Origin of the sequence: Endozoicomonas sp. YOMI1, from assembly GCF_024606345.1 — a bacterium.
Lineage (GTDB): Bacteria > Pseudomonadota > Gammaproteobacteria > Pseudomonadales > Endozoicomonadaceae > Endozoicomonas.
The window spans coordinates 1-12807 of sequence record NZ_JAHHPM010000491.1 but is presented as its reverse complement, the minus strand read 5'-3'; the positions used below and the strand labels follow the sequence as shown (position 1 = coordinate 12807).

Sequence of the window (12807 nt, the reverse complement as noted above, 5' to 3'; positions counted from 1 at the left end):
TCAAGTCTAGCAGCGGCAACATCCTATATCAATTAATTTTGATATAGATAAGTATTTGAACTCTTGCCAGCACTTTCAAATCCAAAGTCCTTTATAAAGCCCTGACAATCAAATGATTAATAACCGTTAAACCACCATGCAGACTTCAAACTCTAATGCATATATGCCATACATTCGTTTAAACAACACTTCCGATCCCGAAAATGAAGCTTCCAGAAACGCCAAAGAACAGGCAAAAGGACATTTCAGCAGGCATAGAATTGACAAATTTGAACCGGATTCACATAGCCGCAGTTATTTACTGGGTACCACAAATACACGACAACAGGATATGGGCAGCATTACCACTGCCCTGAGTCCGGAATGATTAAAGGCCTGCAGCCTTGCGAAGCTGTTCCGCTTTGTCGGTACGCTCCCAGGTAAACTCTGCCTCTTCCCGGCCAAAATGGCCATAGGCTGCAGTGGACTGATAGATTGGACGCTTGAGATCCAGCATCCTCACCAGGCCACCAGCGCGCAGATCAAAATATTCCCGAACCAGTTCAACGATGCGCTCATCTGACACCTTACCGGTGCCAAACGTATTAATGGAAATAGAGGTAGGCTCAGAAACACCAATGGCGTAGGAAACCTGGATTTCACAACGATCCGCCAAACCGGCTGCAACAATGTTCTTGGCGACATAACGGCCAGCATAGGCGGCAGAACGGTCAACCTTGGATGGATCCTTACCGGAGAACGCACCACCACCATGGCGGGCCATGCCACCGTAGGTATCGACAATAATCTTGCGTCCGGTCAGTCCACAGTCACCAACAGGACCACCAATCACAAATATACCCGTCGGGTTAATATGATATTTGGTTTCTTCATGGAGCCAGCCTTCCGGGAATACAGGCTTGATAATCTGCTCCAGCACTTTACGACGAATGTCATCCAGAGAGACATCCGGAGAATGCTGGGTAGAAAGCACGACGGCATCAACACTCTGAACCTTACCATTCTGGTCGTAACGCATGGTTACCTGACTCTTGGCATCAGGACGCAGCCAGGGTAAAACACCATTTTTGCGCAACTGCGCCTGGCGCTTAACCAACTCATGGGCATAGTAAATGGGGGCAGGCATCAGCACCGGTGTTTCATTGGTGGCATAACCAAACATCAGGCCCTGATCACCAGCGCCCTGTTCGTGCTCATCGGTTTCATCAACACCAACGGCAATGTCCGGGGACTGTTTGCCAATGGCATTCAGAACCGCAACGCACTCACCATCAAAGCCCAGGTCTCCATGGTTATAACCAATACTGGTGACGACATTGCGAACCAGCTCTTCAATATCAACATAAGTTGTGGTGCGCACTTCACCGGCAACAATCACCATGCCGGTTTTTACCATGGTTTCTACCGCAACCCGTGCTTCCGGGTCATCCTTGATGATGGCATCCAGAATGGCATCAGAAATCTGGTCAGCAATTTTGTCTGGATGCCCTTCAGATACCGACTCCGATGTGAATAGCGAATACTCAGACATAGCCGTTTAATCCTCTTAAAAAAAATTTATTCCACCCCTTTATTTCAAAAAGAACGTTATTTTCAGAAGAACGTTTTTCATGAAATAAAGCTTGCGCAGCAGAGCGCTGCCCAGGCCGTCGGTCTTTCCGGGATTTCCGCGAGATCGCTCATTCCGGAAGAAAGAAGCGTCGAACCTGAATTTGAAACCCATTACGCAGCCCCAGGTACTGGGATTCACCGCTGATCAATCCCGCTTTATCCGCCCATTGAGCCAACTCGTCTGCACTGAAACCAAGCCACAGGTCGCCACAGGACTCTCTAACCCAGTTCTGGTCATGATGGCTGAGTTCACTGATAAACAGGCTCCCACCGGGCTTCAATAGTCGGGAAGACCAGTTAAAGATGTCCGCGGGGCTGGGCACATGATGCAGCACCATATTGATGACGATACAGTCAAAGGCGCCGGCCATGTTGTTCAGCGACTGGATCTCGCCATGAACAAAGGTAACATTGCCAATGCCATGCTGTTTAGCCAGCGCCCGGGCATAACTCAGCATTTTTTCCGAGTTATCCAGTGCGTAGACCAGCTTGAACACACCAGCGAGCGTTGGCAGAAAGTTTCCCTCACCAGGACCAAGCTCAAGGGCCAGACTCTGTTCAGGAAAATCCGTAGTCTCAATAAGGTCTGCCACCGTTTCAGCGTAGAGTTGGTGCTCAGCAATCAGCTCCTGGTGCTGACGGAATTCTTCGCTATTTCGGGCAAAGAAGGCCTGGGACAGCTCCGAACGCTGCAGGCGAATAACCTGAAGTTGTTCGGCAAGGTCATCGGGTAGCGGTATACCATCCACAACCTGAAACAATGAGCGCACCACCCCTTCGAGATGCCCTGCAGATGTGGGCAGGGCCCGACGGTAGAAAACCGTGTTTCCCTCTTTGCGGGTTGAGACTAACCCGGCCTGAGACAAAACCTTCAAATGATGACTCATGGCTGGCTGACGCATGGCAAACACACCGCTCAGTTCCAGCACACCGAGAGACTCTGTGCTCAAGACTCTCAGAATTTGTAATCTCAGAACATCGCCACTGGCTTTGCTCACCGTGGCCAACTGCTCAAAAGCATCCGTCAACACAAGTCATCCTTTTCAAAGTTACCAGTACAGTAAATCTTTGACTCATTTACTGGGGTATTGCCAACGGGGGAATTTTAGCAAGAGCCAAAATCTATATCAAAATATTTTTATATACAATCAATAGACACAAGAGAGCTAATCTCTGCACTATATTTATCCAGCATTATTCTGCATCCAAATTAAGGCAACCTGCTGAGCATCAGAATCTGGAAGCAATAGTGGGAGGTAGGAAATTCGCTGCATATGACTAAAACTTTATCCAGAGACGTTGCTGGCAATTCAAATTCAATGCTTTATCTGCAAATTGCCATGTTGTCCTGCTGCACCTTCAACTTTGACATACTCTGGAACCTGAAAGAGTCTTTGCTAATTACCCGGCTTGGCGCGGAAGTGATTCCCTTCATCAAGTTGAGCGTCGTCATGCCTAGCGCTTTCATTTTTTTAATCACTTACAGCTTTTTGGCTAACCGGCTCAGTAAACGTACCCTCTTTGCCGTTGCATTAATCCCATTTCTGATCTGGATGCCGTTGTTTTCCTTGGTTATTTATCCAAACCTGGAGTCTTTTGCCCCCACTGCGGCGCTGGCTCTGCTGTCCCCACTCATCCATGAACACCTGCAATTTATTGTCGGCATGGTCTATTACTGGCCCCTGACGCTGTTCTTTGCGGTGGCGGAACTCTGGGGATCTGCAGTCATCTGTATCCTTTTCTGGACAGCCGTCAATGATTTCCACAATGCCCAGAGTGCCACCCGGCAATATCCCCTGATCACTATGATTGGCAGCAGCGCATCCATTATTTCAGGCCCTCTGCTTTACTACTGCGTTTCCAGGGAAGTCCTGGCACCGGGTTCAGGCTGGCAGGAGAGCCTGAAGATCTTATCACTCCTGTTCGTGCTTTTTGGGCTGTTGATTCTGCTGCTCAATGAATACTGTTACCGGTTAACTCCGAAAAACCCCACAGATCCCACCAACCAGACACACACCACCAGCCTGCCGTTGCTGGCCAGCGCACGATACCTGTTGCGCTGCCCGTACCTGGCCAGCATTGCGCTGGTTATGCTGGCTTATTGCATCGCCATTAACATGGTTGAACTGGCCTGGAAAAGCCAGCTGGTTCAGCTGTACCCCAGTGAGGCAGACTACTCGATGTTTATGGGCAAGGTGGCCATGATCAGCGGCATAGGAAGCCTTATTTGTGGTCTGCTGACACCGACTCTGCTGAACATCAGCTGGTGGGCAGCTGCGTTTGCAACACCCATCATTCTGACAGCAACGGCCCTGCCTTTTTTTCTCCTGGCCATGTTTCAGAAATCACAGGTCAACTTTTTCGGTATCTGTTATATAGATCTGACCATGATCGGCTTACAGGTCGGCATGTACTGCCATGCCCTTGGCAAGTCGGCAAAATACACGCTATTTGATACCACCAAAGAGATCACTTTTATTCCTCTTGATGCTGAGAGAAAGTACAAGGGAAAAGCGGCTATTGAGTTAGTGGTCAGTCGGGTTGGTAAATCAGGCAGCTCTTTTTTTCAACAGATTTTAATTACCCTTTTTGGCTCACTCAGCCTTGCCATGTCCTGGCTGGCAGGGGCTTTTATACTGGCCATCGCCTTATGGCTGGTCGCTATCAAGCATTTGGGCAGGCATTACCATGAGCGAACGGAACCATAGAAAAATTCAATGACAGCTTGTGAAGCTGATCTTTATATCCAATGCTTATTAATCAGCATTGCTCCTCCTGGAATATGGCCTACACAACGAGGCACAGGACACTGAGGATAGCCTGAAATTCTCACGCCGGTTGCACTCCAGGACCACTGACCATCCTGACGGTAGTCATGCCTCTCATCATCTCTTTTAGTGACATAGATATTGGAGTCATTCTGATATTTACCTGCCATGGAGCTTTTTGCACAAAATCCGTCGTGCATTTTTTTTCCTTCTGTATTAGCAGGTATGACATTTTTTTTACTTTTAACCTTGATATCGTAACCTGATAACGCTTTCTGGTTACTTTGTGGCAAAGAATGTTCTGATGCTACAGACACGACTTTCTTATCCACAGCTATCTCCTCCTTTGATTCTGGCATGGTAAAACCATACGTGGGCAGTGGTTGGATACCAGCTAAGGGACTCATAAAACCTCCAGAATTTATTCAAGAGCCTCACGCACAAAAAATGTACAGACTGTGACACCACACACCGGCAATAGTTCAGCGTTTCAATCATTTCAATAATAGGCTTGTATGGTTGTCCATCCCGCCTGTGGCTTTCAATCTGACATGCAGCAAAAACAGATTATTTCTCTGTAACTGAAATGAGTTATTCAGTAAATCAATATGGATGAAGAATCCTGAAGGTTTCGTTAAACTAGCGCGCGAATTTAACCAGACTGGATTCCCAGGAGCAAAGATTCCCATGTCCTCACGTCGTGAGCTTGCCAATGCCATTCGCGCCCTCAGCATGGACGCCGTACAAAAAGCCAAATCCGGTCATCCCGGTGCCCCCATGGGGATGGCAGATATTGCTGAAGTGCTGTGGCGCGACTATATGAATCACAACCCCGCTAATCCAGAGTGGGTGGATCGTGACCGTTTTGTGTTGTCCAATGGCCATGGTTCCATGCTGATCTATTCCCTGCTGCACCTGACCGGCTATGATCTGAGCATTGATGACCTGAAAAACTTCCGTCAGCTGCACGCCAAAACAGCAGGTCATCCTGAGTATGGTTATGCACCGGGTATTGAAACCACCACCGGCCCCCTGGGCCAGGGCATCGCCAATGCCGTGGGTATGGCTGCCGCCGAGAAGGCACTGGCCGCTCAGTTCAACAAGCCTGGCCACGATATTGTTGACCACCATACCTATGTCTTTATGGGTGATGGCTGCATGATGGAGGGTATCTCCCATGAAGTTTGCTCCCTGGCTGGAACCCTGGGCCTGGGCAAGCTGGTAGCATTTTACGATGACAATGGCATCTCCATTGATGGTGAGGTGGAAGGCTGGTTCACCGACGACACCGTCAAGCGCTTTGAAGCTTATAACTGGCATGTCATTCCAGCCGTTGATGGTCACGATGCTGAAGCGATCAAAACCGCTATTGAAGCCGCCCGCGCCGAACAGGACAAACCCTCGCTGATCTGCTGCAAAACCGTTATCGGCTTTGGTTCACCCAACAAGGGAGGCAAAGAGGATTGCCACGGCGCTCCGTTAGGCGATGACGAGATCAAGCTGACCCGCGAACGTCTCGGCTGGCAATACGCTCCATTTGAGATTCCTGCTGACATCTACAGCCAGTGGAATGCCAAAGCAGCCGGCACCGCCAAAGAAACCGCCTGGAATGAAAAGTTCGCAGCCTATCAGGCCGAATACCCGGAGCTTGCGGCAGAATTTACCCGACGTCAGCAAGGTGACCTGCCCGCTGACTTTGCCGAAAAGGCATCGGCTTATATCAAGTCCTGCCAGCAGGAAGGTGAAAAGGTCGCTAGCCGTAAGGCCTCCCAGAACACCCTCAACGCTTACGGCCCAATCCTCCCGGAACTGCTTGGTGGCTCTGCAGACCTGGCGGGCTCCAACCTGACCCTGTGGAGCGGCTCCAAAGGCATCAAGCGTGATGATGCCGATGGCAACTACCTGTTCTACGGCGTTCGTGAGTTCGGCATGACCGCCATGATGAGCGGTATTGCCCTGCATAGTGGTTTCATTCCTTATGGCGCAACCTTCCTGGTCTTTATGGAATACGCCTGCAACGCTGTCCGCATGGCCGCGCTGATGAAACAGCGCTCAATCCTGGTCTACACCCACGACTCCATCGGTCTGGGTGAAGATGGTCCAACCCACCAGCCTATTGAGCAAATCGCCAGCCTGCGCATGACACCGAACATGAATGCGTGGCGACCATGTGACACGGTAGAATCTGCCGTTGCCTGGAAACAGGCGATCGAACGTGTTGATGGGCCAAGTGCCCTGATCTTCTCCCGTCAGAGTCTGCCATGCATGGCAAGAACCGATGAGCAGGTTGCCCGGATTGAACGGGGTGGTTACATCCTGAAAGAGTGTGAAGGTACGCCTGAGCTGATTCTGATGGCTACCGGGTCAGAAGTAGAACTGGCCATGAACGCCGAGGCTGCGCTCTCCGGGCAGGGACGTAAAGTACGTGTGGTCTCCATGCCATCAACGGATGTGTTTGATGCCCAGGACGCCGAATACAAACAGTCCGTTCTGCCCCTGGAAGTACCTGCACGCATTGCGATTGAAGCCGCTGCTGCTGACTTCTGGTACAAATATGTTGGACTGGATGGACGCATCATTGGCATGACCACCTACGGTGAGTCCGCTCCGGCAGAAGACCTGTTCCCATACTTTGGCTTTACCGTTGAGAATATTGTGACAATCGCTGAAGAACTGCTCGGTTGATCCCATTCAGCCATCCCGTTAGAGGGATGGCTGTTCTCTCATCGTTCTGGCTGTTGGCTGTTGGCTGCAAAAGCGCAAGCGGCTTGCCTTTTTCGGACAGCGGGTGGCGCTTAATGAAATGTCGACGTTATTAAATGACAGTTCCTTAGACAAAGCTGCGCACGCCTGAGCAAATGTACCAAGATACTGTCGTCTTATTTCCCCTGAGTTCACCTTGCGGCAACTCGGGATAACCAGAGTTTATACTCCGTAAAACGCCGTTTACCTATCAAGCCTGCTGCCAATCATTTGGCTAACGGTTCACCATTCAACAGATTCATCGGCATACAACGAGTATTTGCGGTTCTTTTTTATTTATCGACAGGATTGGCAACAATGCACTGCGAAGACACTTATCAGGAAACACTGTATTCAGGCTATGGACAGAGTTTTTCTATTGACCGGCTGCTGTTTGAAGATAAAACCGAACACCAGCATCTGATCATCTTTGAGAACCGGTTCTTTGGCCGCATCATGGCCCTGGACGGCGTGATTCAAACCACCGAAAAAGACGAGTTTATCTACCATGAAATGCTGACCCATGTGCCCATCCTGGCCCATGGCAAGGTAAAACGTGTTCTGATTATTGGCGGTGGTGATGGCGGTATGCTCAGAGAAGTGCTCAGGCATAAATCCGTTGAACAGGTCACCATGGTGGAGATCGACCGGGCTGTGGTCGATCTCTGCCGCCAGTGGCTACCGAATCACTCCGCCGGAGCCTATGATGACCCGAGGGTTAACCTGGTGATTGAGGATGGCGTCCGATTCGTCAACAATACCGGGATCGCCGACAATAGCTTCGACGTGATTATCTCTGACTGCACCGACCCTATCGGCCCGGGGGAGGTCTTGTTCTCCTCTGAATTTTACCGGGGATGCAAACGACTACTGACAGATAAAGGCATTTTCGTTGCCCAAAATGGGGTACCGTTTATGCAGTTGAATGAGGTAAAAACCACCGCCCATCGTCTCGCCAGCTGTGTATCGGACCTGCATTTTTACAGCGCCGCCGTTCCCACCTACGCCTGTGGCATCATGACCTTTGCCTGGGGCACCGATGACCATGAAGCCCGTCATATCCCCCTGGTCGAACTCGAAGCAAGGTTTGCTCTTAGCGGTATTACCACGGGTTACTATACTCCAGCGGTTCATCAGGCCGCTTTCGCCCTGCCACGCTACATTGAAACAGCTATTTCAGAAGCAATGGCGTAAATGCAGCAGGGCAGCCTCCCGGGGGTGTTAATGCTGCCCTGGGTTATCTGGGAGAGTACCTCCCAAGGCAACTTGCTGAGCTTCCATAAATATCGAATGCTCAGATTAATGACTGCGCCATAAGGGTCAGTGGATGCATTACTTTATGAGCGGTGTTCATTTCTACCTGCATCTTACAGGACTGACAGTCTGTGACCACATAATCCACATTAAGCGCTTCGATCTGGTCAAAGACACCCTGGCCAATGTTCCGGGAGGTTTGATAATTCTCTTTTTTGAAGCCGTAGGTACCCGACATTCCGCAGCACTTCTGATCCAGCATCATCACGTCCAGCCCGGGAATACTGTTTAACAATTCCATGGTATGAATCACGCCTCCCTGTTTGATCAGATGGCAGGGGCTGTGATAGGCAACCCGCAGGTTAAGGGGCTTCATGCCCGGCTTATTGCCTTTGGCAAACTCCCTGGTAATAAAGGCGGCGGCAAACAGAATACGTTCTCTGATGGCGTGGTTATCCACATGAAGCACTTCCGGGTATTCGTCCCGAAGTGTCATGGCACAGCTGGGTTCTGTTGCCAGTACACATTCACTGTCCGCTAATGTGTCGGCAAACTGCCCCATGTTCAGTTGTGCATTTTTGCGGGCCTTATCAAAGAAGCCATTGGCTATCAACGGGACACCACAGCACTTTTCTTTCTTTAACAGTGTGACACCAATATTCATGGCATTCAGTACTGCGACCAAGTGTTTTCCCACGGTTGGGTCATTGTAGTTAGTGAAACAACCGTGGAAGAAACTGACTTGACGATCGAAGCGGGTCTGTTGTGCTTTCTGCTGCTTAAACCAGCGACGAAACGTTTGATAGGTGTATTTTGGCAATGTCTGTCGCTGATCAATTCCCAACACTTTATCCAGCAGTTTTTTAACGGGTTTCAGCTGAGTGGCGATGTTGACGACCGGTGCCGTGGATGCAGACAGTGACCCCATCATATCGGTGTGGCTGAGAATAAATTCCCGGGGGCCTTTTTTGAAGCCATCGTGTCGGGCTTTTGCCAGTTGAATAACCGTACCCACCTGCACACCCGACGGACAGACAACTTCACAACGTTTGCAGTTGGTGCAGTGTTTCAAGGCTTCATCATACAGCGCCGGATTTTTGATGCGTAAACGCTCCCCATCGGGGCCCGCCTGTTTGGGACCCGGGTAGTCCGGGTTCACTTCAGCGACCGGGCAGCGGGTTGTGCAGACGGTGCACTTAATACAGTTATCAAAGCTGGTATCAATAATGTTCAGCATGTTTCTTCCGCCTGAGGCATCGTTGCAATAATCCTGTTTGCCGCAAACCAGCCGGTACTGATGGCTACCCCACCGGAACTGGCTTCCTGAACCGGATTGAAACCATTGAGCACAGCGCCTGCGCAGTAAAGATTATTGATCTTTTGACCGTTTCGGTATGGGTTTAACTGTTCATTGGTGTTAATGCCGAAGTGGCTGAAATTATGCTGGTTACCATCCATAAAACGACTATCTGACCACTGATCTCTACTTTGTGAGGTTTCAACATCAAGGCCAAAAACCGGCTCTGTCATATGATGGCGGTCGCTGGCCAGCCCCTGGCTGAAAAAGCTGCCGGTGGCCAGAATATAGTGGCTGGCTGATATTGGCATATCAGGGTTCAGTCTGGTTTTCAGCGAGCGCAGCTGGTGTTCTTCAAAGCAACCGGAAAGCACCTGGTCACCTTCCAGGAACATACCGCCCAACTGGCGAAACCGTTGCTTCAGGGCAGAGGCCATGCGCATTCCGGGTAGTGATGGCGGCAAGGTCGCTACTTCACAAATACGCAGGCCGGTCAATGTCTCAAGTTGACGGATCAGATCATTACCACCCTCGACAGCCAGGACGGAGGGTATAACCACCAGATCAGCATTACCTGCTGCTTTTTGTAAAGCAGACGACAATATATTCATACCATTAGGCTGGCTGAACAGGTCACGTTTAAGGGTTCGGGATAACTCCAGAGAGCGCAGCTCATAGGCATTTCTGGTATTAATGTTCAGGGTTTCCGTTTTGATATCCGCCAGTATGAACTCTACTTCACAGAATCCGGGTTGTTGCTGCATACCAGCAGCCATCAGTGCCGGTTGGAAGTCACGAAAGCCTGCGATATTGATGATGGCAACACGACGCAAGTCTTCTGTCGACGTCCGCAAAGGCAGGCTGACTGTGCCTTCCTGGCTCAACCAGGCTGGGCGAATGGCTCCCAGTGCTGTCAGGCGGCCATGATTCTGCTGGCCATGATTGTTCAAGGGGATGCCAGCTGCTGCCATTTGCCCGGTAAAAAATGTCAGTGCCTGCTGTAAAGATCCTGTGCCCACTTTCTGGTAGGGATGCATGGAAGGCAGGTGACGGATTGCTGCAAAGGGAAATTCCACGAGGGCATTATCTTTTTCAATGCCGAACACATCGATGGCACCGGAGGCAAAGGCCAGGGCACTCTCTCCAGCACTGACCACAACGGTTTTCAAGCCCGCTTCTGCGCAGCGGATTGCGCCGGTTAAACCGGCAAGGCCTCCGCCAATAACAATAACGTCGTATTTCATGCGGCCACCTCTTCCTTTGAAGCTTCCCTTGACGCTTCCTTTGACACTGCCTTTGATTCGTCCCCGGAGTGCGCAACAGAAACATTGCAAGGCCTGACTCTCTGGGCATTTACCGGTGCCGGGTCATTGGGTTCCAGCTGGCTGTAGCCCAGAAGGTTGTTATACAGCCAGTAGCTCAAATCGGCTTCGCGCATCGCATCACCCCACAGCACCGGCCTTACTCCCTTCCAGCGTTCCTGCATAAACTCACCCACGCTGTTCAGCGCTTGTTCACCGTTATCGTCGTGTGTTATTTCGCTGACAATACCCGCCGCTCGACAGGCGCACATTTTTCCCTGGCAAGGTCCCATACCAATGCGAGTCCGACGACGAAGGTCAACCAGATCCATGGCATTGAGGTTATGGACTGCGTATTCGATTTCACCGCGAGTGACCATTTCGCACTCACAGATGACCGCATTCTGCTTCTTATCATTGGCAAGAAACTTTGTGGCTCTTTCTCCGTGACGGTACTTTGCTGAGCCTGATACCGGGATAGAAACCTGGGGAGCATAAATATCGGTGTGTTTGCCATTAGCTCCGGGCAGTGGTCGTATAGCCGTTGCGCAGGGTTTGCTGTTGCCCAGGTTTTTTGCCACCGCATCCGTCGCCATTTCCGCCATCAACCGGTAGGTCATCAGCTTCCCGCCGGTAATGGTAATGAGACCCGGCAAGGCATCGGTTTCACCGTGATCAAGCAAGACAATACCTCGACTGATATTTCGACCCGATGGGTCATCTCCCAGAGATACCAGCGGACGAACACCACAATAGGCACGAAGTACACGGGTCCTGGCCATGATCGGACAGAGTTTCTCACCCTCAGCTAACAGTAGGTCAACCTCATCGGGGTTTACCCGGATATTCTCAATGTCAGTGTACGGAATTTTCTCAGAGGTGGTACCAATAAGAGAGATGGTGTCCCCGGGAACCAGAATGTCGGCATCGGAGGGTTTGCGGCAGCGGTTGATCACCATGCCATTAATGCGGTAATCCACAATCAATAACGAGCCTTTAGCCGGGAACATATGAATGGCAAGGTCTGCATATTCAATAATCTGCTGGCCCCAGATGCCTGCAGCATTCACCACCTGCTGAGCATGGATATCAACTTTTTCACCGGTTTTCAGATTGATGCAGTGTACACCCCGTACCCGGCCATTGTTGATGATTAAGCCAACGACTTTGGTATAGCTCAGAAGGCGACCGCCGTATTCTTCTGCATCAAGGATGTTGGCAGCGGTTAAACGAAAAGGGTCTACAGTACCATCTGGAACACGAACTGCGCCCAGCAGTTTGGGATTGACGTTTGGCTCAAGGCGCAGAGCATCTGATGGTGTTAGTGCCTCGGCCTGTATACCCGCAGACGTACAGGCGGTCATGAATTGTTCCTGAAAGGAGAGTTCGTCCTCAGGCAGGGTGATGAACAGACCACCGGTCTCTTCAATACAGTGGCTGGCCACTTTCTTCAGAATCTGGTTTTCACGGATGCATTCAATGGCAGAGTGAGGGTCGGTTACTGCGTAGCGGGCGCCGGAATGGAGCAGACCGTGGTTACGCCCGGTGGTACCGTTGGCGATATCATCCTTTTCCACCAGGATGGCACGCATTCCCCGTTGAGCACAGTCGCGAAGAACGCCCGCTCCGGTGGCGCCCCCGCCGATGATGACAACGTCGGTCTCTATCTGCCTCATTGAATATGCTCTTACATGTTCGTTTATATTCGCAACGCTTACTATAAATAAACGGCATTGTTCAGAAAATGACACAAATCAACAGAACGGCACGAGTTGTCATCCGGTCATACAAAAAGCGCCGCCCGCTGCCCGAAAAAGACAGGCCGCTTGTGCTT

10 protein-coding genes are annotated in these 12807 nt (G+C 50.7%); 4 read left to right on the top strand and 6 right to left on the bottom strand.

All coding sequences use genetic code 11. The features are described 5' to 3' along the window. Positions 1 to 163 precede the first annotated feature (163 nt). Complete coding sequence (locus KDK15_RS17370) at positions 164 to 367, top strand: hypothetical protein (protein ID WP_257296654.1); 204 nt, start codon at positions 164 to 166, stop codon at positions 365 to 367. Here the strand turns inward: KDK15_RS17370 and metK are convergent, their stop codons facing one another. Continuing rightward, complete coding sequence (metK, locus tag KDK15_RS17365) at positions 368 to 1531, bottom strand: methionine adenosyltransferase (RefSeq protein WP_257296653.1); 1164 nt, start codon at positions 1529 to 1531, stop codon at positions 368 to 370. Between the two features lie 148 nt (positions 1532 to 1679). Further along, complete coding sequence (locus KDK15_RS17360) at positions 1680 to 2642, bottom strand: metalloregulator ArsR/SmtB family transcription factor (RefSeq protein ID WP_257296652.1); 963 nt, start codon at positions 2640 to 2642, stop codon at positions 1680 to 1682. A gap of 243 nt (positions 2643 to 2885) precedes the next feature. Between KDK15_RS17360 and KDK15_RS17355 the strand changes: the two genes are divergently transcribed. Continuing rightward, positions 2886 to 4319, top strand: coding sequence for an NTP/NDP exchange transporter (locus KDK15_RS17355; protein ID WP_257296651.1), 1434 nt, complete (start codon positions 2886 to 2888; stop codon positions 4317 to 4319). Positions 4320 to 4351: 32 nt separating this feature from the next. On the opposite strand, the gene KDK15_RS17350 is transcribed toward KDK15_RS17355, so the two are convergent. Continuing rightward, on the bottom strand, positions 4352 to 4711 hold the full coding sequence (locus KDK15_RS17350) for a hypothetical protein (protein ID WP_257296650.1): 360 nt from the start codon (positions 4709 to 4711) through the stop codon (positions 4352 to 4354). 355 nt (positions 4712 to 5066) lie between these two features. On the opposite strand from KDK15_RS17350, the gene tkt reads away from it, so the two are divergent. Further along, positions 5067 to 7064, top strand: a complete 1998-nt coding sequence (gene tkt, locus KDK15_RS17345; protein WP_257296649.1) for a transketolase — start codon at positions 5067 to 5069, stop codon at positions 7062 to 7064. Positions 7065 to 7439: 375 nt separating this feature from the next. Next, entirely contained in the window at positions 7440 to 8315 is an 876-nt protein-coding gene (speE, locus tag KDK15_RS17340; RefSeq protein ID WP_257296648.1) for a polyamine aminopropyltransferase, read from the top strand. Positions 8316 to 8415: 100 nt separating this feature from the next. Here speE and glpC read toward each other — a convergent pair whose 3' ends face one another. Genes glpC through glpA form a run of 3 tightly spaced genes read right to left on the bottom strand, consistent with a single transcriptional unit; the run spans position 8416 to position 12649 of the window. Then, a complete protein-coding gene (gene glpC, locus KDK15_RS17335) occupies positions 8416 to 9612 on the bottom strand; it encodes an anaerobic glycerol-3-phosphate dehydrogenase subunit GlpC (RefSeq protein ID WP_257296647.1) in 1197 nt (398 codons plus the stop codon). Then, the gene (gene glpB, locus KDK15_RS17330) at positions 9606 to 10916 is read right to left on the bottom strand and encodes a glycerol-3-phosphate dehydrogenase subunit GlpB (protein ID WP_257296646.1); all 1311 of its coding nucleotides are present in this window, start codon (positions 10914 to 10916) and stop codon (positions 9606 to 9608) included. Before glpB ends, glpC begins: the two co-directional genes overlap by 7 nt. Then, complete coding sequence (glpA, locus tag KDK15_RS17325) at positions 10913 to 12649, bottom strand: anaerobic glycerol-3-phosphate dehydrogenase subunit A (RefSeq protein ID WP_257296645.1); 1737 nt, start codon at positions 12647 to 12649, stop codon at positions 10913 to 10915. Before glpA ends, glpB begins: the two co-directional genes overlap by 4 nt. Positions 12650 to 12807 lie beyond the last annotated feature (158 nt).